Below are 20,636 nucleotides of genomic sequence, written 5' to 3' on the forward strand. Positions count from 1 at the left end.
TCATGATTGGTCGGCTTGAGGCTCCTCGGATTCGCTCGGTGGGCGGTCGAGATCCGATGGCGATCGCGGTGCAAGGAGCGTGGGAATGTCGAACGGGCGCGATCGGGTTCTCGTCACGGGGGCGTCCGGCTTCATCGCGAAGCATCTCGTGGTCGCGCTCCTCGATGCCGGTTACGTGGTTCGGGGAACGGTCCGCGAAGCGTCTCGCGCGGTCGAACTGCGAGCGGCGATCGGCGGTGCGAATCGCGAGGCGTCCGCGATCGAGGTGTGTCGTGCGGATCTCGACCGAGACGAGGGATGGGACGAAGCGATGCAGGGCGTGCGCTACGTGCTGCACACGGCATCGCCCTTTCCGCTGCAGATTCCCCGCGACCGGCAAGCCCTGGTCGCAACCGCTCGGGGAGGGGCTCTTCGCGTCGTCGAGGCCGCGAAACGGGCGGGGGTCGAACGGCTGGTCCTCACGTCGTCGGTTGCGGCGGTGTATTACGGACATGAGGGCCGCACGGATCGGCACTTCACCGAGGCCGATGTCACCGAGGTTGGACGTCCCACCGTCTCGGCTTATGCGGTGTCGAAGACACTCGCCGAACAGGCGGCGTGGCACGCGGTGGAGGGGTCCGGGCTCCAGATGGTCTCGATCAATCCCGCGTTGGTTCTCGGCCCGCTTCTGGATCGTCGGTTCGGCTCGTCCGTCGACGTGCTCCGGATGATGTTGCACGGTCGCATGCCGTTCGTTCCCGATGTTTCCGTGGGGATCGTCGATGTCCGGGACGTGGCTCTTGCGCATGTGCGCGCCCTCGTCGCGCCGAGTACCGCGGGACGGCGGTTTCTCCTGTCGGCGGGATCTCGCAGTCTTCGAGAGATCGGAGCCGAGATCTCGCGAGCCTTTCCCGCGTATCGGCGGCAGATGCCGCGAGCGGTCCTGCCGGATGGATTGGTGCGGTTTGCCGGCCGTTTCAGTGCGACCGCGGCGAGTGCCGTCCCCGAACTCGGCGTGGTCAGAAGCGTCGACACGGAACCGGCTCGGGATCTTCTGCAGATCGCGTTTCGGACGCCGGAGGACGCCATCCGGGCGACGGCTGGCGATCTCCTGCGTCTCGATCTCGTGCGCGACGGGAGGCTTGCGCGAAGCTGATCGCGCATAAGCCGGGAGTGTTGCCGGGGCGCGATAGCGGCAGGAAGGCCACACGTGTCATACGCTCGTCAGCGGACCTTCGGTTTCCCGTATCGGTGACGCAACCTTCTACGACACATGGCATTTCTATGGCGACGAAGGGACGCGTCGCCCTGCAAATGTGGCACGATTTACGCGGATGAAATGAATCAAATGAATAATGCTGCCACCGACAACAACACGAGCAAACTCTCCATGCGCCGCACTCTCCTGACATTACTCGGAGCCCTCGGCGCCTTCGGTGTGCTGACCGCAAGCTATGCCACCGCCGAGCTCCCCAACGGTTCGATCGAGCCTCTGACGACGGTGTCCGCATCGGCCGAAGCCGGCTGATCGTCTGCGGTCTCTGCAGCATCTCGACATGAAAAAAGGGGTCGCCGGGGCGGCCCCTTTTTCCGTTCCCGTGCTGGCGCGAAGGCGGAAGCGGGCCTATGTCGGTGCCGCGACACAAAAGATGAGGCTTTGGAATGCTGCGCACAAGGAAGCTGATCGGCGCCGCGGGTGCCTGCCTGCTCGTCGCCGTCCCCCTCGCCGTGCCTCTGGCGTTCGTGACAGCCGGTGCCTCTTCGGCTCAGACGGCCGCCACCGCACCGATTCCCGTGGCTCCCGCAGCTTATCCCGACGGCGTCCCCGCCAGCGCTTCGGAAATCAAGCTGTCTTTCGCGCCCTTGGTCAAGACCAGTGCTCCGGCCGTCGTGAACGTCTATGCCGCGCGCAAGCTCGTGGCGCGCTCGCCGTTCCAGGGCGATCCTTTCTTCGAGCAATTCTTCGGTCAGCGGCTGCAGCAGCGTCCGCGGATTGAATCCTCGCTCGGCTCCGGGGTGATCGTCGATGCAACCGGCCTCATCGTCACCAACAATCACGTCATCAAGGATGCTGACGAGGTCAAGGTCGCGCTGGCCGACGGGCGGGAATTCCCCTCGCGTATCCTGATGAAGGACGAACGCGCCGACCTCGCCGTTCTGAAGATCGATTCGACCGAGGCGTTCCCGGCGCTGCCTCTGGCCGATTCCGACGAGATCGAGATCGGCGATCTCGTGCTCGCCATCGGAAATCCGTTCGGCATCGGGCAGACGGTGACCAACGGCATCGTTTCCGCGCTGGCGCGCACGCATATCGGCGTCAACGACTTCGGCTACTTCATTCAAACCGACGCACCCATCAATCCCGGCAATTCCGGCGGCGCGCTCATCGACATGCGGGGCGAACTCGTCGGCGTGAACACCGCGATCTACTCGCGCTCCGGCGGCTCGAACGGCATCGGCTTCGCCATTCCTTCCAACATGGTCCGGGTCTTCGTTGATGCCGCGCGCAATGGCGGACGTTTCGAGCGGCCCTTCATCGGCGCGACCTTCGCGCAGGTCACGCCCGATATCGCGGAGGCCGTCGGTCTCGATCGCCCGGCGGGCTCGCTCGTGGAATCGCTCTATTCGGGCGGACCGGCGGATGCGGCGGGCCTGGAAGCGGGCGACGTCGTTCTCGCGATCGACGGCTTTGCGATCGGCAATCCCGATACGCTCGGCTATCGGTTGGCGACCGCCGGCATCGGCAAGAGCGTCGCTCTCGACGTGAACCGGAACGGCGAGACAAAGTCGCTGCAATTGGCGCTCGCCGCGCCGCCGGAGACGCCGGCCCGCGACGTTCGCCGGATCGCGGGCGAGACGCCGTTCTCCGGCGCCACGGTCGCCAATCTCTCCCCGCGCATGGCCGACGAGCTGGACATGACCCAGACGCTGACCGGCGTCGTCGTGACGGGTGTCGGGCCACGTTCCTTCGCCGGACGATTCGGACTCCAGCCGAAGGACATCGTCGTGACGGTCAACGGACGCGCTGTTCGAACGACGGCCGATCTCGAACGCCTCGCCGCCGACGGTCGGCGCGGATGGGTGATCGAGGTCGAGCGCGATGGCAAACGCCTGACGCAGCGCGTGCGCTGAGCGGCGGGAGCGCGGCGATGGCGGACCTCTTCGGCGATGCCATGCCGCCCGAGCCGAGCGAGCGCGAGGATCAGCAGGCTCGGCCGGATGCGACACGCCCTTTGGCCGACCGGCTGCGTCCGCGCATACTGGCCGACGTCGTTGGGCAGGAGCACCTGACGGGACCGACCGGCATCCTGTCCCGCATGCTGTCCAGCGGGACACTCGGATCGATGATCTTCTGGGGCCCACCCGGCACCGGGAAGACCACGGTCGCCAGGCTTCTGGCGAGCGAGGTCGATTTCGCCTTTGAGCAGATTTCCGCCATCTTCTCGGGTGTGGCCGATCTGAAGAAGGTCTTCGAGACCGCGCGGATGCGACGTGCGAATGGTCGTCAGACGCTGCTCTTCGTCGACGAGATTCACCGCTTCAATCGCGCGCAGCAGGACAGTTTTCTGCCCGTCATGGAAGACGGCACCGTCGTGCTCGTCGGAGCGACGACGGAGAATCCCTCCTTCGAACTCAACGCCGCTCTGTTGTCGCGCGCGCGCGTCCTGACATTCCATCCCCATGGACAGGACAGCCTCGCGCGCCTCATCGAGCGCGCCGAGGCGGCGGAGGGGCGGATTCTGCCGCTCGATGCGCAGGCGCGTTCGGTGCTCCTGCGTCTGGCCGATGGCGACGGCCGCGCGATCCTCACCCTTGCGGAGGAGGTCTGGCGGGCGGCGCGGCCGGGGGAGATCTTCGATGCGACGGAACTGCAGACCATCGTCCAGAGGCGGGCGCCGGTTTACGACAAGGGTCAAGACGGCCACTACAACCTGATCTCAGCGCTGCACAAATCGGTTCGGGGATCCGATCCCGATGCGGCGCTCTACTACCTCTGCCGCATGCTCGATGCCGGAGAGGACCCGCTCTATCTCGGCCGTCGGCTGGTTCGCATGGCATCGGAGGATATCGGCCTCGCCGATCCGCAGGCACTCCTCGTGGCCTCCGCGGCCAAGGACGCCTACGATTATCTCGGCTCTCCCGAAGGGGAGCTCGCTTTGGCCCAGGCGACCGTCTATCTCGCGACCGCGCCGAAATCGAACGCGCTCTACACGGCCTACAAGGCCGCCATGCGCGCCGCCAAGGAGAACGGTTCTCTCCTGCCGCCCAAGCACATTCTCAACGCGCCGACCAAGCTGATGAAGGGCGAGGGCTACGGCACGGGTTACCGCTACGATCACGACGAACCCGACGCCTTTTCCGGACAGAACTATTTTCCGACGGAAATCGGTCGCCAGAGCTTCTATCGTCCGGTGGAGCGGGGGCTGGAGGCGACGCTCGCCAAACGGATGCGGCACTGGCAGACCTTGCGGGACGAGCGAGGCGAGGAATGATGCGCCAGCTTCTGATCGTGGCCCTCGGCGGCGCCTTCGGTTCCGCGTTGCGTCACCTCGTCAATCTCGGCGCCGTTCGCGTCTTCGGACCGAGCTTTCCGGTCGGAACCCTTGCGGTGAACGTGCTCGGCTCCTTCGCGATGGGGATCGTCGTGGAGGTTCTGGCGCGGCGGTTCGGCGGTTCGCCCGAACTCCGCCTCCTCTTGGCGACGGGCGTTCTCGGCGGCTTCACGACCTTTTCCTCGCTGACGCTGGACGTCGCGACGCTTTCCGAACGCGGCGACGGTCTTCTGGCTTTCCTCTATCTGGCCGCGACGCTCCTTCTCGGCCTCGGAGCCCTGTTCTCGGGACTTGCCCTCGCACGCCACCTCGCCTGATGCTATGGCCTGCCTCAAGGCCCGGCGAGGCGGGACGGGGTTTGTTCCCGCCTTGCCGTGCTTTCGGACGAAGGGATTGACGATGGCGGTGGTCGAACAGGTGAAGGTGGAGGCCGACGAAGCGGGCTTGCGTCTCGATCGGTGGTTCAAGCTTCATTATCCGGGCCTCGGCTTCGGTCACCTGCAGAAGCTCCTGCGCTCCGGGCAGGTGCGCGTGGACGGCGGGCGGGCGAAGTCCGACACGCGCATCGCGCCGGGTCAGATGATCCGCGTTCCGCCGATCGACGCCGATCCCGCGCGCGGCAAGACCGGGCCTCTCACCATGGGGACGATCCGCAACCGCGAGGACGGCGACGTCCTGCGGCAGATGCTCCTGTACGAGGACGAGAAGGTTCTCGTCTTCAACAAGCCGGCGGGCTTGGCCGTCCAGGGCGGCTCCGGCGTCGCACGGCATGTCGACGACATGCTGGAGGCCTGGCGCAACAAGAAGGGCGAGAAGCCGCGCCTCGTCCACCGGCTCGACCGCGACACGTCCGGCGTTCTCGTGGTCGCGCGCACGCGCAGTGCGGCGGTGTCCTTGACCAAGGCCTTCCGGGAACGCGACACCAAGAAAACCTATTGGGCGCTGGTGAAGGGCGTTCCGTCGCCCAAGGAGGGGCGGATCTCGACCTATCTTGTGAAGGAGCAGACCGAGGACGGCGACCGCATGCGGATCGCAAAACATGGCGACGACGGTGCCGACCACGCGATCTCGAACTATCGGCTGGTCGACCAGGTCGGGCAGCAGTTCGCCTGGATCGAGATGGAGCCCTATACGGGCCGCACACACCAGCTCCGCGTCCACGCCGCCCATATCGGCCATCCCATCCTCGGCGATCCCAAATATTTCGAGCACGACACCAATTGGGATTTCCCGGGCGGCGTCCAAAAGCGGCTGCATCTCCACGCCCGGCGGATCATCATTCCCAATCCCGCCGGTGGCGTCATCGACCAGACCGCTCCCTTGCCGCCGCACATGGTCCAGACATGGAATCTCTTCGGCTTCGACGAGTCCGAGACGGGCGACTGATGAACCTCATCCTCTTCGACTGCGACGGCACGATCGCCGATAGTTTCGGCCTGATCTGCGAGACGATGCGGCGCACCTTCGTGGCAAACGGTTTCGAGCCGCCGGCCGATGCGGCCGTGCATGCGATCATCGGGCTCTCGCTCGATCGAGCCATTCACAGGCTGCGCCCGAGCGTGCCGCCATCCGAGTTGCCGGTTCTCGTCGAAGCCTATCGCACCGCCTTCCGTGCGGTTCGCGATGAGGCAAGTTTTCGCGAGGCCCTGTTTCCGGGCATCCAGGAGCTTCTGTCGCGGCTCCGCGTCGCAGAGGGCGTGCGTCTCGGCATGGTCACGGGAAAGACGCGGCGCGGTGTCGACGCGATCGTCGCCAGCCACGATCTCGGCGGCTTCTTTTCGGCGGTTCGTACGGCCGACGATTGCCCTTCAAAGCCCGATCCGGCCATGGTTCTGGAATGCTGCGCCGCTTTGTCCATTGCGCCGGAACGGACCCTCGTCGTCGGCGACGCGATTTTCGACATGGCAATGGCACGGGCAGCCGGCGCCTGCGCGCTCGGCGTCACCTGGGGTGCCGGAACGGCGCCGGAGCTTCGCCGGGCTGGCGCCGAGGCCGTGGCGGACAGCGTGGACGATCTCGGTCTCCGGATCGATCGATGGCTCGCGGGCGAATTGGAGACGCGGTTCGTCCGCACGGCGGAGTTGGTACCGTGAGCGGAGCTCCTTCGCGCCCCGAACTGCCCAAGCGCTTCTACGAGACCGTCGACGTGGTCGCCGTCGACGGCGGACACACGGTGCGTCTCGATGGACGCGGCGTGAAGACGCCGGCGCGACGCGCGCTCCTGGTGCCGGCCGAGGCCGTGGCCGAGGTCATGGCTTCGGAATGGCGAGTTCAGGGCGAACGGATCGATCCCGCGACCATGCCGATGACGCGGCTCGTCAACACGGTCATCGACGGCATCGCCGACACGGCGATCGAGACGCGGACCGATCTGGCGCGCTATGTCGAAACCGATCTCCTCTTCTATCGCGTGGGCGAACCCGCGCGTCTCGTGGCGCGGCAGCAGACCATCTGGGATCCCATCCTGAAGGGCGCGGAGGCGTCGCTCGGGCGAAGGTTCCTTCTGGCGGAGGGCGTGATGCATGTCGCGCAGCCGCCGGAATCGCTTGCCGCATTCCGGTCCCGCATCGATGCAATCGAGGATCCGTTCGTCATCGCCGCGCTCCACCAGATCACCACGCTGACGGGATCGGCCATCATCGCGCACGAGATCCTCGAACGCCGCCTGACCGCCGAATCGGCTTGGGCGGCCGCACATGTCGACGAGGACTGGAACATCGAACTCTGGGGCGAAGACGAGGAGGCGGATCGGCGGCGCCGCGCCCGCTTCGTCGACATGCGCACCGCCGTCGACCTTCTCCACGCCGTTCCGGGAGCGCGCCTGCCATGAGAGATGTCCTTGCTGAACTCGAGCGTCGCCGAGAGGTCGCCCGGGCGGGCGGAGGCGCACAGCGAATCGCGGCGCAGCACGCCAAGGGCAAGCTGACCGCGCGCGAGCGCCTGTCGGCTTTTCTCGATCCGGACTCCTTCGAGGAGTTCGACATGTTCGTCGAGCACCGGTCGATTGATTTCGGCATGGAGAGCCAGAAGATCCCGGGCGACGGCGTCGTGACGGGCTGGGGCACGGTCAACGGCCGCGTCGTCTTCGTCTTCGCCAAGGATTTCACGGTCTTCGGCGGGTCTCTTTCAGAGGCACATGCCGAGAAGGTGCAGAAGGTGCAGGACATGGCCCTGCGCAACCGCGCCCCGATCATCGGCTTCTACGACGCGGGCGGCGCGCGGATCCAGGAGGGTGTCGCGGCGCTGGGCGGCTATGCCGAGATCTTCCAGCGCAACGTCCTCGCCTCGGGCGTCATCCCGCAGGTTTCGGTGATCATGGGCCCGTGCGCCGGGGGCGACGTCTATTCGCCGGCCATGACGGACTTCATCTTCATGGTCCGCGACACGTCCTACATGTTCGTGACGGGTCCGGACGTGGTGAAGACGGTGACCAACGAGACGGTCACCGCGGAGGAGCTCGGCGGGGCGAGCATCCACACGACGCGCTCCTCGATCGCCGACGGCGCCTATGACGACGACCTCCAGGCGCTTCTCGACATGCGGCGGCTGATCGACTTCCTGCCGGCCTCGAACACCGCGCCCGTTCCGGAGCTCGGCTTCGAGCAATCGCTGACCGAGAACGACGATTCGCTCGACACGCTGATTCCGGACAATGCGAACAAGCCTTACGACATCAAGGAACTGATCCTGAAGGTCGTCGACGCCGGCGATTTCTTCGAGATTCAGGCCGCCTTCGCCAGGAACATCGTGACCGGCTTCGGCCGGATCGAGGGGCGGACGGTCGGCATCGTGGCGAATCAGCCGATGGTGCTGGCCGGCGTGCTCGATTCGGACGCCAGCCGAAAGGCCGCGCGCTTTGTGCGGTTCTGCGACTGCTTCTCCATTCCCGTCGTCACCTTCGTCGACGTGCCGGGCTTCCTGCCGGGAACGTCGCAGGAATATGGCGGCCTCATCAAGCACGGGGCGAAGCTCCTCTTCGCCTATGCCGAGGCGACCGTGCCCAAGGTCACCGTGATCACGCGCAAGGCCTTCGGCGGGGCCTATGACGTCATGGCCTCCAAACACCTGCGGGGCGACGTCAACTATGCCTGGCCGACGGCGCAGATCGCGGTCATGGGCGCCAAGGGCGCCGTCGAGATCATCCATCGGCGCGAGGCCGGCGACCCCGTCCGAATCGCCGAACTGGCCGAAGCCTATGAGAAACGCTTCCTGTCGCCCTTCGTCGCGGCCGAGCGCGGCTATGTGGACGAGGTCATCATGCCGCACGCCACGCGGCGGCGCGTCTCGCGGGCGCTTGCCATGCTTCGGACCAAGGACCTCGAAAATCCCTGGAAGAAGCACGACAACATTCCCCTCTGACGACCTGCCACCGATCGGGACTTGACCCAGAAGCGACGAGCGCGGCGACCCCTTCGGGTCGCCGCGGCGCGGCGGAAAACCTCACGCTGCTTCGAGCCGCGTGAAGCGGGGTTGCAGATCGAAGTCGTCCCGGCGTTCCGCGTCGGTGTCCTTCGCGTCGTCAGATGCCCGCGAACCAGTCGTAGCCGTTGTCTTCCCAATAGCCGCCCTTGCCGCCGCCGAAGCGATCGAGACTGTCGGTCAGTTCGATTCCGGCGATGTATTTCGCCATCTTGTAGCCGAGTTGCCGTTCGACGCGCACGCGCAACGGGGCCCCGTTCGCAACCGCCAGGGTCTCGCCGTTGCAGCCATGGGCGAGGATGGTCTGCGCATGCCGGGCATCCACGAGATCGATCGACTCGTAGTACTTCACCGGGGCCGTGAAGCCTCCGCCATAGCTGTCCATGCAGGTGAAGACCGCGAAGCGCGCGTTCGAGCGAACCCGTGCCTGATCGAGAACGAAGGCGAGGGGAACGCCCGTCCATTTGGCGATGCAGCTCCAGCCTTCCACGCAGTCGTGCCGTGTGATCTGCGTGCGCGACGGCATCGCCCGGAGTTCGGCCAGCGACAGTGACAGCGGCTGTTCGACGAGGCCGGTCACCGCCAGCCGCCAGTCGGCGAACCCGTTGGCGGCGAGACGGCGATAGTCGGCATCCTGCGGATCGACGGTGCCGTTCGCTCGCGCATCCTGCCGGATTTCGGATTCCGAGAATTCCTTGGCAAGGCTGTCGGACGAAAGAAGCAGGCGCTGCACGCGGTAGGTCAGCGAATTGGCGGTTTCCAAAACGCCGCGGACGCTGCCTTTCGGGTCGCCCGCCGCATCGAAGCAGCCGGTCAGCGACAGGCCGGCGGCGGTGACGGCCGAGCCCGTGAGGAAGCGGCGGCGCGAGATCTTGAACGCGTCCATCATTCCGACTCCGGGTCCGTTCGATACCAACCGGTGACGATCGAGCGCAGCTCGTTCATCGGTCCGGCGGCGACGACCATGACGACGTGCACGACGAAGAAGGCGACGAGCGCGAGCATGGCGATGAAGTGGATCGTGCGGGCCGTCTGCCGACCGCCGAAGATGTCCGTGATCCACGGAACGATCGCGTTCGTGCCTGGCGACATGGCGAGGCCGGTTGCGACGATCAACGGAAAAGCGATGAAGAGGACAGAGCCGTAGCTCAGCTTTTGCAAGACGTTGTACTCGCGCCTTCGATCGAATTCGAGGCGTGCGTGAGCGGCGATGTCCGGTCCGATCTCTCGAAGGTCCCGACGGGTCGGCACGATGTCGCGCTTCAGATGCCCGTTGGCGAGGCTGGCGACGAGCCACACGAGAAGCGTCGCGACGAGGAGCCAGGCGAAGAAGAAATGCACGACGCGTCCCGATCCAAGGTCGCGATAGCTCGGGATGGTCATCCAGGTCGGGAAGGTTCTGGATTGAAGCGCGCCGTTCGACCAGATCGCCCCCAGCCATCCCGTAGTGTCGAAGCGGGCGCCGAACAGATCGACGAAGCCGCGTCTCGTTCCGTCGACGATCTCGGACCCGATCGACAGGACGGCATTGTCGAAGGTGAAGCCGGACTGCTGCCCGATATAAAGATCCGGCCGCGCCATGAAGATCTGGAGCCCCGACAGGAGCAGAAAGAACAGGCAGACCGCCCAGAGCCAGTGCGTCGCGCGCGTCGCGAGGCGCTGCTTGTAGATCAGCGCGCCGCCGCGATCCTCATGCGTCGTCATGCCCTTCATCCCTCTCCAGCGACCCGGTGAACGGGCTGGCCACGCTCCTGACGCGCCGGATCTCCTTTTAGCACGCCGCCGGACCGGATGGTGGGCGCGCGATCAGGTCTTCATCAAGGCTTCGTGCTCGACGCTTGCTCGTCCGCCGGCCTCGAAGCCTTGCGCAGCGCGATGTCGAGGCGCTGGCGAAACCGGGAGCGATCCGCGGGCGTATAGCTCCGGTTGTAGCCCTTGCTCTCGCCCGTTTCCCTCAAGTGCTGCTTGAACGCGCGCATGGACAGGGCCGTGCCGATGGAGGCCGGCGTGAAGTCGCGACCATCGGAATTGAGGACGAGCGCGTCCTTCTCGAGCGCGCGCGCAGCGAGCGGGATGTCCGCGGTGACGACGACGTCGCCGGCTTCCAGCGCTTCGACGATCCAGTCGTCCGCCGCATCGGCGCCGTCCGAGACCGTGACGATGCGCGCGCCGGGATAGCGCGACGGGCGCATGCCGCCGTTCGAGACGAGGACGCAGGCGGTCTCGTGGCGCGCCGCGATCTCCAGCGCCTCGTCCTTCACGGGACAGGCATCGGCATCGATGTAGAGCGTGGTCAAGGTTCCCTGCCTCCAGATCCTCATAATGCTCGATCGCCTCGTCGGCGGCGATCCTTTGCCGCCCACGTCACAATCGATCGGCTGGACATAGCCCGGCCTCGGTCCGTCTGCCATGGTCGGCGATGAGCAGCGCCTCGCTTTCGAACCCATCCGATTCGCGGTCCGCGACCCAAGGCATCTGGCTGATGGTTCTCGGCTCGCTTCTCGTGCCGCTGCTCGATACGGCGGCGAAGCTCCTGGGCGAAGACCACGCCATGCCCGCGGGGCAGATCGCCTTCGCGCGCTTCGCCCTGCAGACGCTGATGGTGCTGCCGCTGGTGATTCTCGTCGAAGGATTCGCGGGTCTCAAGTGCCGTCATCCCGGCCTCAATCTCCTGCGCGGCGTTCTGCTCGCCGGCGGAACCATCTGTTTCTTCATCGCTCTGAAGGCCATGCCGCTGGCCGACGCCGTCGCGATCTTCTTCGTGGAGCCGATGATCGTGACGCTTCTGTCGGTGGTGTTCCTGCGCGAGGCGATCGACATCCGGCGGATTGTCGCCGTCGTCGTCGGCTTCGGCGGCGCGCTGCTGGTGATTCGTCCGAATTTCACAGCCCTCGGCGCGGTGGCGCTGCTGCCGCTCCTCTGCGCGGTCTTCGTCTCGATCTATGCCGTGCTCGGCCGCCATCTCTCCGCGGCGACCTCGTCGATCACGATGCATTTCTACGCCGGCATCGGCGGTCTCGCCACGATCTCGGTCGTCATGATCGCGGGGGCGGGAACGGCGCTTGCGGAGTTCCAGACCGTCGCACCATCGGGCTGGCCGGTCTGGGGGCTCCTCCTGATGCTCGGCTTCGTTGCGACGGTCGCCCATCTGATGTTCATTCAGGCTTACCGCCTGACGCCGGCAACCCTGCTCGCGCCCTTCGGCTACATGGAGATCGTCTCCGCGACGCTGTTCAGCATTCTCTTCTTCGGCGATGTTCCGGACGCGGTGAAGTGGCTCGGCATCGCCGTGATCACCGCGTCCGGCCTCGGTCTCGTCTGGGTGGACCGGGCGGCGACATCCTCAGGGTCGCAGCCGCCCGAACCGATCTGATGGCGTGGCGAGGCCGCGGCGATCAGGCCGCGAGCTTCGCCGCGTGATAGCGCAGATGGTCGTCCATGAAGGTCTGGATGAAGAAGTAGGAGTGGTCGTAGCCCTCCCGCCGATTCAAGGTCAGCCCGATGCCGGCCTTGGCACAGGCTGCTTCGAGCCGCTCGGGCTGAAGCTGGGCTTCGAGGAAGCTGTCCGCCATGCCTTGGTCGACCAGGAATTCGGGAAAGCGTGCGCCGTCCTCGATGAGCGCGCAGGCGTCGTAGCGACGCCACGCCGCTTCGTCCTCGCCGAGATAGCTTGGCAGCGCCTTCTGGCCCCAGGGCACCGCGATCGGCGCGACGATCGGTGCGAACGCCGACGCAGATCGGTAGAGGTCCGGGTTCTTCAGCGCCAAGGTCAGCGCGCCATGCCCACCCATGGAATGTCCGAAAATCGAATGTTTCTCGCGGACTACGGGAAACTTATCAGACACCAGTCGAGGAAGTTCATCCCGGATGTACGTTTCCATCCGGAAGTGGGTGGACCAGGGGTCCTGCGTGGCATCGAGATAGAAGCCCGCGCCCTGGCCCATGTCCCAGCCTTCGTCATTGGCGACGCCCTCGCCCCGGGGGCTCGTGTCGGGACAGACCACGACGAGACCGAGCTCGGCGGCCATCCGGCGATACTCGCCCTTGTCCATCACGTTGGCGTGGGTGCAGGTCAGGCCCGACAGATAGGTCACGACCGGGCAGGGCGCCGACAACGCGTGCGGCGGCACGAAGACCGCGAAGGTCATCTCCGTGCCGGTTGCTGCGGACTCGTGGGCGTAGACGCCCTGGATGCCGCCATGGGACTTCGTTTCCGAGATCGTCTTCATTGCCGAGATCCTCAGAACAGGACGACCGAGCGGATCGACTCGCCGGAATGCATGAGGTCGAACGCCTTGTTGATGTCCTCCAGCGGCATCGTGTGCGTGATCATCGGGTCGATCTGGATGTGGCCCTGCATGTACCAGTCGACGATCTTGGGGACGTCCGTGCGGCCGCGGGCGCCGCCGAAGGCCGAACCGCGCCAGACGCGGCCGGTGACCAGCTGGAACGGGCGCGTGGAGATTTCCTGACCCGCGCCGGCGACGCCGATGATGATCGATTCGCCCCAACCCTTGTGGCAGCACTCCAAGGCCTGTCGCATCACCTTCGTGTTGCCGATGCATTCGAAGGAATAGTCGGCCCCGCCCCCCGTCAGTTCCACGAGGTGGTTGGTAAGGTTGTCCATGCCGACCGTTGCGGGATTGACGAAATGCGTCATCCCGAAGCGCTCGCCCCATTCCTTCTTGTCGTCGTTGAGGTCGACGCCGACGATCATCTCGGCCCCGATCATCTTGAGACCCTGAATGACGTTGAGGCCGATGCCGCCGAGACCGAAGACGACGCCCTTGCAGCCGGGCTCGGCCTTGGCGGTGTTGATGACGGCGCCGATGCCTGTCGTCACGCCGCAGCCGATGTAGCAGACCTTGTCGAAGGGCGCGTCGGGCCGGATCTTGGCGAGCGCGATCTCCGGCAGAACCGTGTGGTTCGAGAAGGTCGAGCAGCCCATGTAATGATGGATCGCCTGGCCCTTGTAGGAGAACCGGCTCGTGCCGTCCGGCATCATCCCGCGACCCTGCGTGGATCGGATCGCCTGGCAGAGATTGGTCTTCGGGTTGAGGCAATACTCGCATTCGCGGCATTCCGGCGTGTAGAGCGGAATGACGTGGTCGCCCTTCTTCAAGTGCTTCACGCCGGGTCCGACATCGACGACGATGCCCGCGCCTTCATGGCCGAGAATGGCGGGGAAGAGACCCTCCGGATCGGCGCCCGACCGGGTGAACTCGTCGGTGTGGCAGACGCCTGTCGCCTTGATCTCGACGAGAACCTCGCCTTCCTTCGGACCTTCGAGATCGACTTCGACGATTTCGAGAGGCTTGCCGGCTTCGAAGACGACAGCTGCTCTGGTTTTCATGGCGAAATGCTCCGACGAACGTTGAGGTGCCTCGCCCGTCCTTTTCATCGTTCGGCGCAAGCCGCAAGCCGCAACGGCGTGAAGCCTTCGCCTTTCGAAGCGCTTGATGCGGGAGGGCGTACGCGGCAAAACGAGGCTCGACCCTAGCGGAGAGCCCGATGTTTCAGAAGATCCTGATCGCCAACCGCGGCGAGATCGCCTGCCGGGTCATCCGTACGGCCCGCCGCATGGGCATTCGGACCGTCGCCGTCTATTCGGACGCGGACCGGGGCGCGGAGCATGTCCGCCAGGCGGACGAAGCGCTTCGGATCGGACCGTCCCCCGCTTCCGAAAGCTATCTTCGACCCGAAGCCATCCTCGAAGCCTGCCGCGCGACGGGCGCTGAGGCGGTTCATCCCGGATACGGCTTCCTGTCCGAGCGCGCCGCCTTCTGCGAACTCCTCGAAGCCAACGGCATCACCTTCATCGGCCCGAAGCCGAAAGCGATCCGCGCCATGGGCGACAAGATCGAATCCAAGCTGTTCGCAAAGGCCGCCGGCGTCAGCATCGTGCCGGGCCATCTCGGGATCGTCGAGGATGCGGACGAGGCCGTGCGGATCGCGGAGATCGTGGGTTATCCCGTGATGATCAAGGCATCCGCCGGGGGCGGGGGCAAGGGCATGCGCATCGCGGCCGGTCCCGACGAGTGCCGGGACGGCTTCGAACGGGCGCGCTCGGAGGCCCGCTCGTCCTTCGGCGACGATCGGGTCTTCATCGAACGCTTCATCGTCGATCCCCGGCACATCGAGATTCAGGTGCTGGCCGACTCGCATGGCAACGCGGTGCACCTCGGCGAGCGCGAATGTTCGATCCAACGCCGCAACCAGAAGGTCGTCGAGGAGGCGCCGTCGCCCTTCCTCGACGCGGCGACGAGGGCGGCCATGGGGGCTGAGGCGATCGCTCTTGCCAAAGCGGTCGACTACGAAAGCGCGGGAACCGTCGAGTTCATCGTCGACCGCGACCGGAACTTCTTCTTTCTCGAGATGAACACGCGCCTGCAGGTCGAGCATCCCGTGACCGAACTGGTGACGGGGATCGACATCGTGGAGGAAATGATCCGGATCGCCGCGGGCGAGCCGCTGCGCCTGCGGCAGGATGAGGTCAAGCTCGACGGCTGGGCCGTCGAAAGCCGGATCTACGCGGAAGATCCGTTCCGCGGTTTCCTGCCCTCGACGGGCAGGCTGACGCGCTACCGTCCGCCGGTCGAGGGCATGATCGCCGATGCGACGGTGCGCAACGACACCGGCGTCGCGGAGGGATCGGAGATCTCGATCTTCTACGATCCGATGATCGCAAAGCTCTGCACGCATGCGAAAACACGCGGCGCGGCGATCGAGGCGATGACGAGCGCCCTCGACCGGTTCGAGATCGCCGGCATCCAGCACAACATCCCGTTCCTGTCGGCGCTGATGGCTCATCCGCGGTGGCGCGAGGGGCGCCTCTCCACCGGTTTCATCGCGGAGGAGTTTCCCGGGGGTTTCGAGAAACCGGTCCCCGATGCGGAGCTGCGGCGCGATGCCGCCATCGTCGCCGCGACGATCGAGGCGGCGCGGCAACGATGGCTCGAAGGGCACGGCGACCGGTTGCGGCCGCCCTCGACGCCGCGTTCGCGAACCCTCGAGATCGACGTGGCGGGCCACTCGGTCCTCGCGATATCCGACGACGCCCGTCAGACCGTCTCGATCGACGAGAGGGCCGCTTCGGTGGGGACGAACTATCGCTGGGGGCAGGGGGCCTGGGAGGGCGACATCGACGGACGCGCGGTCTTCGCACGCGTCAGGGTCTCCGGACCGACGGTGACCCTTTCCATCGCCGGACAGGAGATCGCCACCCGCACGCTCTCGCCGGCCCTCTCCGCTTTGGGTCGCCTGATGCCGGTGAAGGTTCCGCCGGATACCTCGAAGCTTCTTCTCTGCCCGATGCCGGGCCTCGTCGTTTCCATGTCGGTTTCGGCCGGCGCCGAGGTCAAGGCGGGGGAAACGCTCGTCGTGATCGAAGCGATGAAGATGGAGAACGTTCTGCGCGCCGAGCGGGACCTTGTGATCGAGAGCATCGAGGTGGCGGTGGGACAGAGCCTCGCCGTCGATGCCGTGATCATGCGCTTCCAGTGAAGGGCGACGACGCGGTCACCGCGGGTTCGTCGGCCCGAAGATCTCGTCGAATCGCTGCCGCAGCAGTCCGTCCACCTCCGGCATGGAGATCGGAAGACCGAGATCGACGAGGCTCGTGACGCCGTAGCCCTGAATGCCGCAGGGCACGATTCCGGTGAAATGACGGAGATCGGGATCGACGTTGAGGCTGATGCCGTGGAACGTCACCCAGCGGCGCAGCCGTATGCCGATGGCGGCGATCTTGTCCTCGGCTTGCGTACCGTCCGGAAGCGGAGGGCGTTCCGGCCGCCGCACCCAGACGCCGACGCGATCCTCCCGCCGCTCGCCGCGCACCTGCATGTCGCCGAGCGTCGCGATGATCCAGCTCTCCAGCGCGGCGACGAAGGCGCGCACGTCCGGGCGCCGACGCTTCAGATCGAGCATCACGTAAGCCACCCGCTGTCCCGGCCCGTGATAGGTGTATTCGCCGCCGCGCCCGCTCGCATGGACCGGGAAGCGGCCACGGTCGAGGAGATCCTCCGACCGCGCGCTCGTTCCCGCCGTGTAGAGCGGCGGATGCTCCAGGAGGATCACCTCTTCGGGCGCATGCCCCCCCGCGATCTCGCCGACGGTCCGTTCCATGAGGGCGACGGCATCGTCATAGGCGGTGAGGCCGGGGCGGATGGTCCAAACGACAGGCGCTGTGGCTTCGAGCGGCCGGAATGCCGACGCCGAAACCGACAGGCGGGTGGGGGGGGCTGCAGGAAACGTCATGAACCTGATGTAGGCCCGGGCGGTCCGCCACGAAAGTGTTTTGCATGGGCGTTCGTTTTGCACAGGCGAAGGGCTTGTGCGCCCGGAGAAGCTTTGTTACATGCCCGGTGCCGGCCAAGAAGAGGCCGGCAGACACGGCGTGCGGTCGTGGCGGAATTGGTAGACGCGCAGCGTTGAGGTCGCTGTGGGGCAACCCGTGGAAGTTCGAGTCTTCTCGACCGCACCAGCCTTGTTCGAAGAGATGGGTCCGACGAGTTCCTTTCTCTTTCGAACACCGTACCTGCTACCAGGGTGCGGGATCAAAATTTTCCAATAGCAATTTGTCATTCATCGTCATCGCCTGTTCGACGGCATCCGTCGATCGTCGGTGCGCGTGGTGATCCATGACGGATCGGCTTGCTGTCCGTTGAACCTCCGATCAGCCGCCGCAGCATTCGCTCGCCAAACGAGCCGGCACATGTCCGCGCATCATGAGCGGATGTCTATTGCCTGCCGGCGCAAAGCTGTCGCCAGCCGCATCGTCGAGGTTCGCGTCGAACGCCGGTGACGTGAACTGCGCGTCTTATCCGACCTGGTCGCACGACCCGCCCCTTTCGCCGCGTGCAACGCCCGTAACCTGCGGCCGGCACGATCCTCTCTGTCCGGCGGCATTCTGGCCACGTTCGATCGTCTCGATGGATCGATGCACCCGTCGACGCGCAGGTTCCCGCCAGCTGGGGTTGCTCATCTGTACCATTTCGAGGCGGACTGCCCAGCAAGACGGCACACCTTCGTCGGATGCGAATGGCTGGGCGTGATCCTTTCGCGTTTCACATAAGTAAAAATACGATTTCTGAGCCGTTCAAGATCGCGGAAGGTGTTCAGTGCACATCCTCATATGCAATGCTGACTTCTAAGCTCTTGTATCTTCTTTCTGCCTGAAGAAGGTCTTCTGGAGAGGTTGTCTCGTGTCTCGAATACCGACGTCCGACCCTTCGATTGACGCCAAGCTGGTGCCCGTGCTGATCGCAGTCTCCAAGTCCATCCGAGCTCTTCATGGACACGGATTGGCGATGCACGGATTTCACAATGGACAGGATGAACTGCTGCTGATCGCGGACGAACATGGAACGACCGTCAGCGCCGTCGCTGACCTCTTGTCCATCCGGGCGTCCACCGTTTCGAAAATGTCGGATCGGCTGGTGCAGAGAGGCCTCGTGGAACGCGTGGGGGACGCTGACGATGGTCGTCGCACGATGATCCGGATCACGACGATGGGCATTCAGGCGCAGAAGGAGCTGCTGACAGTCCGGGATCAGCTCGAAAACGATCTCACGAAGTGCCTCGACGCGGATCGCAAGGTCGAGATCATCCAATCCCTGCAGGAACTGGCCGTCCTTCTCGTCGCCCGGCTTCGACGCCTGCGGTGACGTCGAGGTCAGCGCGCTCTGCGGTCCAGTGGCGCCGCCGAGCCGTTACCGTTCGGGCCGGAACGAAGTGACGCCGCTCGAGTGAAGTGGCGCTGAGCGACGCGCGAGCCGGAGCACTTTCCTTACCCGTTCCTGACGACATGTGTCCCTCTGACCAACGGAACGGGGAGGGGCGGGATGTCGACGACGAGAGGTGAGGGCGGCGATCGTTCTGCCGGGACCGAGACACAGGACGATCTTCATCGTGTGATGGGACCGAAGCTCCTGCTTCTCTTCATCGTCGGCGACATTCTGGGAACCGGCGTCTACGCGCTGACGGGGCAGGTGGCGGCCGAGGTCGGTGGCGTCGTCTGGCTGCCGTTTCTCGTGGCCTTCGCCGTCGCGCTGGTGACCGCCTTCTCCTATCTCGAGCTGGTTACGAAATATCCGAAAGCAGCCGGCGCGGCGCTCTACACGCACAAGGCCTTCGGCATCCACTTCGTCACCTTCATCATCGCGTTCGCCGTGATGGCATCCGGAATTACATCGGCGTCGACGGCGAGCCGGGCCTTCGCCGCCAACCTGTCCGCCGCCTTCGATCTCGGCCTCGCCGGATGGAGCGTGACCCTCGTCGCGCTCGGCTTCATGGCGGTCGTTGCGATCATCAACGTTCGCGGCGTCGGCGAAAGCGTGAAGGCCAATGTCGTGCTGACGCTGGTCGAGCTGACGGGTCTCCTGATCATCATCTCGATCGGGCTCTGGGCGATCCTCGGCGGGCAAGGCGACGTGTCACGCGTCTGGACCTTCGAGCCGGCCGGCGATAAGGGCGTCTTCTGGAGCGTGATCTCGGCGACGACGCTCGCCTTCTTCGCCATGGTCGGTTTCGAGGATTCGGTGAACATGGCCGAGGAGACCAAGGACCCCGTCCGCATCTTTCCGAAGGTGCTCCTGGGGGGCCTCCTCATCACCGGCGTCATTTACGTGCTGGTGTCCGTCTCCGCGATCACGCTCGTCTCGCCTGCCGACCTCGGACAAGGCGATACGCCTCTCCTGAAGGTCGTCGAAGCCGGCGCACCGGGCTTCCCGATCGGCATCTTCGGCCTGATCACGATGTTCGCGGTCGCCAATTCGGCGCTGATCAACATGCTCATGGCGAGCCGCCTCGTCTACGGAATGAGCCGCGAGCAGGTGTTGCCATCGCTTCTCGGCCGCGTGCACCGGAGCCGCCGCACACCGCATGTCGCGATTCTCTTCACGACCCTTCTCGCCGTCGGTCTCATCACCTTCGTCGGCGAAGTCCCGGCACTCGGTGGCACCACGGCGCTGTTGTTGCTCGGCGTCTTCACCGTCGTCAACGTGGCCGTTCTGGTGCTCCGCAAGGACACGGTCGATCACAAACATTTCCGCACCCCGACGCTTTTGCCGGTTCTGGGTGTTCTCTCCTGCGGTTTCCTCGTCGGTCCGTGGACGGGGCGCGACCCCGTCCAATACACGATCGCCGCCGTCCTCCTCGCCATCGGCGTCGTGCTCTGGTTCGCCACGATCGCGATCATGCGCTCCCAGACCGGCAGCGGCGACATCGATAACGCTCCGCTGCCAGCTGACGGCAACTAAAGATCGGGGACGGCGCTAAACTTTCCGGGTCGAGCCGCGGCGGACCTGTCCGACCGCGGCCGAGTTCATCCGGCTGATTGCCGACGTCTGAACTCGACGACGCGAAACGAAAAACGGCAAATGGGGCGATCGCCGCTCGCGGGCGCCTTCGAACGAAGGCAAGCGCCATGGCGGATGGGGTGGGATTCGAACCCACGAGACGGTTTCCCGCCCGCCGGTTTTCAAGACCGGTGCCTTCAACCGCTCGGCCACCCATCCGGGATCGAAGCCTTAACCTCGAAACGCGGCCAGAGGCAAGGCGGGATGTTGCCCCGGCTGCGTTGTTGAGACGATCCACAAGCCCGCTTTGTAACAAATTGTGATGAAAATTTTGTTTGGGCCGAAACCTGTCGAGAATATGGCGGGATCGGGGCGCGAGCACAGTAGG

Annotated in this window: 19 protein-coding genes and 2 tRNA genes; 14 read left to right on the top strand and 7 right to left on the bottom strand. The window is 65.4% G+C overall.

The window, feature by feature from the left end; all coding sequences use genetic code 11:
- The first annotated feature begins 85 nt into the window (after positions 1–85).
- The 9 genes from ASG43_RS11560 to ASG43_RS11600 all read left to right on the top strand — a co-directional run bounded on the left by ASG43_RS11560 (position 86) and on the right by ASG43_RS11600 (position 8,891).
- Complete coding sequence (locus tag ASG43_RS11560) at positions 86–1,135, top strand: NAD-dependent epimerase/dehydratase family protein (protein ID WP_056504812.1); 1,050 nt, start codon at positions 86–88, stop codon at positions 1,133–1,135.
- Positions 1,136–1,327: 192 nt separating this feature from the next.
- A complete protein-coding gene (locus ASG43_RS11565; RefSeq protein ID WP_056504816.1) occupies positions 1,328–1,507 on the top strand; it encodes a hypothetical protein in 180 nt (59 codons plus the stop codon).
- 134 nt (positions 1,508–1,641) lie between these two features.
- Positions 1,642–3,111 (top strand): DegQ family serine endoprotease, encoded by a 1,470-nt coding sequence (locus ASG43_RS11570; RefSeq protein ID WP_056504818.1) that lies wholly within the window; start codon positions 1,642–1,644, stop codon positions 3,109–3,111.
- A 41-nt stretch (positions 3,112–3,152) separates the two neighbouring features.
- Entirely contained in the window at positions 3,153–4,472 is a 1,320-nt protein-coding gene (locus ASG43_RS11575) for a replication-associated recombination protein A (RefSeq protein ID WP_156386696.1), read from the top strand.
- The gene (crcB, locus tag ASG43_RS11580) at positions 4,469–4,849 is read left to right on the top strand and encodes a fluoride efflux transporter CrcB (RefSeq protein ID WP_348271077.1); all 381 of its coding nucleotides are present in this window, start codon (positions 4,469–4,471) and stop codon (positions 4,847–4,849) included. The genes ASG43_RS11575 and crcB overlap by 4 nt, the downstream gene beginning before the upstream one ends.
- Positions 4,850–4,931: 82 nt before the next feature.
- Positions 4,932–5,918, top strand: coding sequence for an RluA family pseudouridine synthase (locus ASG43_RS11585; RefSeq protein ID WP_056504824.1), 987 nt, complete (start codon positions 4,932–4,934; stop codon positions 5,916–5,918).
- A complete protein-coding gene (locus tag ASG43_RS11590) occupies positions 5,918–6,625 on the top strand; it encodes an HAD-IA family hydrolase (protein WP_056504827.1) in 708 nt (235 codons plus the stop codon). Before ASG43_RS11585 ends, ASG43_RS11590 begins: the two co-directional genes overlap by 1 nt.
- Positions 6,622–7,362, top strand: a complete 741-nt coding sequence (locus ASG43_RS11595) for an ATP12 family protein (RefSeq protein ID WP_056504829.1) — start codon at positions 6,622–6,624, stop codon at positions 7,360–7,362. Before ASG43_RS11590 ends, ASG43_RS11595 begins: the two co-directional genes overlap by 4 nt.
- On the top strand, positions 7,359–8,891 hold the full coding sequence (locus ASG43_RS11600; RefSeq protein WP_056504831.1) for an acyl-CoA carboxylase subunit beta: 1,533 nt from the start codon (positions 7,359–7,361) through the stop codon (positions 8,889–8,891). Before ASG43_RS11595 ends, ASG43_RS11600 begins: the two co-directional genes overlap by 4 nt.
- A gap of 160 nt (positions 8,892–9,051) precedes the next feature.
- Here ASG43_RS11600 and ASG43_RS11605 read toward each other — a convergent pair whose 3' ends face one another.
- From ASG43_RS11605 to ASG43_RS11615, 3 genes are all read right to left on the bottom strand, one after another.
- Positions 9,052–9,837, bottom strand: coding sequence for a molybdopterin-dependent oxidoreductase (locus tag ASG43_RS11605; RefSeq protein WP_056504833.1), 786 nt, complete (start codon positions 9,835–9,837; stop codon positions 9,052–9,054).
- The gene (locus ASG43_RS11610; RefSeq protein WP_082490883.1) at positions 9,837–10,655 is read right to left on the bottom strand and encodes a cytochrome b/b6 domain-containing protein; all 819 of its coding nucleotides are present in this window, start codon (positions 10,653–10,655) and stop codon (positions 9,837–9,839) included. Before ASG43_RS11610 ends, ASG43_RS11605 begins: the two co-directional genes overlap by 1 nt.
- Positions 10,656–10,768: 113 nt before the next feature.
- A complete protein-coding gene (locus ASG43_RS11615; protein WP_244488073.1) occupies positions 10,769–11,248 on the bottom strand; it encodes a YaiI/YqxD family protein in 480 nt (159 codons plus the stop codon).
- A 185-nt stretch (positions 11,249–11,433) separates the two neighbouring features.
- Between ASG43_RS11615 and ASG43_RS11620 the strand changes: the two genes are divergently transcribed.
- On the top strand, positions 11,434–12,324 hold the full coding sequence (locus ASG43_RS11620) for a DMT family transporter (protein WP_210168277.1): 891 nt from the start codon (positions 11,434–11,436) through the stop codon (positions 12,322–12,324).
- 22 nt (positions 12,325–12,346) lie between these two features.
- On the opposite strand, the gene fghA is transcribed toward ASG43_RS11620, so the two are convergent.
- Positions 12,347–13,180 carry an S-formylglutathione hydrolase gene (gene fghA / locus ASG43_RS11625; protein ID WP_056504845.1) on the bottom strand — a complete coding sequence of 278 codons (834 nt, stop codon included), beginning with the start codon at positions 13,178–13,180 and terminating at the stop codon, positions 12,347–12,349.
- Between the two features lie 11 nt (positions 13,181–13,191).
- The gene (locus tag ASG43_RS11630) at positions 13,192–14,304 is read right to left on the bottom strand and encodes an S-(hydroxymethyl)glutathione dehydrogenase/class III alcohol dehydrogenase (RefSeq protein ID WP_056504848.1); all 1,113 of its coding nucleotides are present in this window, start codon (positions 14,302–14,304) and stop codon (positions 13,192–13,194) included.
- Positions 14,305–14,462: 158 nt separating this feature from the next.
- Between ASG43_RS11630 and ASG43_RS11635 the strand changes: the two genes are divergently transcribed.
- Complete coding sequence (locus ASG43_RS11635; RefSeq protein WP_056504851.1) at positions 14,463–16,454, top strand: acetyl/propionyl/methylcrotonyl-CoA carboxylase subunit alpha; 1,992 nt, start codon at positions 14,463–14,465, stop codon at positions 16,452–16,454.
- A 15-nt stretch (positions 16,455–16,469) separates the two neighbouring features.
- Here the strand turns inward: ASG43_RS11635 and lipB are convergent, their stop codons facing one another.
- Complete coding sequence (gene lipB, locus ASG43_RS11640) at positions 16,470–17,207, bottom strand: lipoyl(octanoyl) transferase LipB (protein ID WP_056504855.1); 738 nt, start codon at positions 17,205–17,207, stop codon at positions 16,470–16,472.
- Positions 17,208–17,348: 141 nt separating this feature from the next.
- Between lipB and ASG43_RS11645 the strand changes: the two genes are divergently transcribed.
- The 3 genes from ASG43_RS11645 to ASG43_RS11655 all read left to right on the top strand — a co-directional run bounded on the left by ASG43_RS11645 (position 17,349) and on the right by ASG43_RS11655 (position 20,209).
- A tRNA-Leu gene (locus ASG43_RS11645) sits at positions 17,349–17,433 on the top strand.
- An 826-nt stretch (positions 17,434–18,259) separates the two neighbouring features.
- Complete coding sequence (locus ASG43_RS23725; protein WP_056504857.1) at positions 18,260–18,616, top strand: MarR family transcriptional regulator; 357 nt, start codon at positions 18,260–18,262, stop codon at positions 18,614–18,616.
- A gap of 177 nt (positions 18,617–18,793) precedes the next feature.
- Complete coding sequence (locus tag ASG43_RS11655) at positions 18,794–20,209, top strand: APC family permease (RefSeq protein WP_056504860.1); 1,416 nt, start codon at positions 18,794–18,796, stop codon at positions 20,207–20,209.
- Between the two features lie 168 nt (positions 20,210–20,377).
- Here ASG43_RS11655 and ASG43_RS11660 read toward each other — a convergent pair.
- A tRNA-Ser gene (locus tag ASG43_RS11660) sits at positions 20,378–20,467 on the bottom strand.
- Positions 20,468–20,636 lie beyond the last annotated feature (169 nt).

This window comes from Aureimonas sp. Leaf454 (genome assembly GCF_001424685.1).
GTDB lineage: Bacteria > Pseudomonadota > Alphaproteobacteria > Rhizobiales > Rhizobiaceae > Plantimonas.

Bases quoted from the DNA above. Each gene is read 5' to 3' on its own strand.
- ASG43_RS11560 (WP_056504812.1), top strand. From the start codon at position 86: ATGTCGAACGGGCGCGATCGGGTTCTCGTCACGGGGGCGTCCGGCTTC.
- ASG43_RS11565 (WP_056504816.1), top strand. From the start codon at position 1,328: ATGAATAATGCTGCCACCGACAACAACACGAGCAAACTCTCCATGCGC.
- ASG43_RS11570 (WP_056504818.1), top strand. From the start codon at position 1,642: ATGCTGCGCACAAGGAAGCTGATCGGCGCCGCGGGTGCCTGCCTGCTC.
- ASG43_RS11575 (WP_156386696.1), top strand. From the start codon at position 3,153: ATGCCGCCCGAGCCGAGCGAGCGCGAGGATCAGCAGGCTCGGCCGGAT.
- crcB (WP_348271077.1), top strand. From the start codon at position 4,469: ATGATGCGCCAGCTTCTGATCGTGGCCCTCGGCGGCGCCTTCGGTTCC.
- ASG43_RS11585 (WP_056504824.1), top strand. From the start codon at position 4,932: ATGGCGGTGGTCGAACAGGTGAAGGTGGAGGCCGACGAAGCGGGCTTG.
- ASG43_RS11590 (WP_056504827.1), top strand. From the start codon at position 5,918: ATGAACCTCATCCTCTTCGACTGCGACGGCACGATCGCCGATAGTTTC.
- ASG43_RS11600 (WP_056504831.1), top strand. From the start codon at position 7,359: ATGAGAGATGTCCTTGCTGAACTCGAGCGTCGCCGAGAGGTCGCCCGG.
- ASG43_RS11605 (WP_056504833.1), bottom strand. From the start codon at position 9,837: ATGGACGCGTTCAAGATCTCGCGCCGCCGCTTCCTCACGGGCTCGGCC.
- ASG43_RS11610 (WP_082490883.1), bottom strand. From the start codon at position 10,655: ATGACGACGCATGAGGATCGCGGCGGCGCGCTGATCTACAAGCAGCGC.
- ASG43_RS11620 (WP_210168277.1), top strand. From the start codon at position 11,434: ATGGTTCTCGGCTCGCTTCTCGTGCCGCTGCTCGATACGGCGGCGAAG.
- fghA (WP_056504845.1), bottom strand. From the start codon at position 13,180: ATGAAGACGATCTCGGAAACGAAGTCCCATGGCGGCATCCAGGGCGTC.
- ASG43_RS11630 (WP_056504848.1), bottom strand. From the start codon at position 14,304: ATGAAAACCAGAGCAGCTGTCGTCTTCGAAGCCGGCAAGCCTCTCGAA.
- ASG43_RS11635 (WP_056504851.1), top strand. From the start codon at position 14,463: ATGTTTCAGAAGATCCTGATCGCCAACCGCGGCGAGATCGCCTGCCGG.
- lipB (WP_056504855.1), bottom strand. From the start codon at position 17,207: ATGACGTTTCCTGCAGCCCCCCCCACCCGCCTGTCGGTTTCGGCGTCG.
- ASG43_RS23725 (WP_056504857.1), top strand. From the start codon at position 18,260: ATGCACGGATTTCACAATGGACAGGATGAACTGCTGCTGATCGCGGAC.
- ASG43_RS11655 (WP_056504860.1), top strand. From the start codon at position 18,794: ATGTCGACGACGAGAGGTGAGGGCGGCGATCGTTCTGCCGGGACCGAG.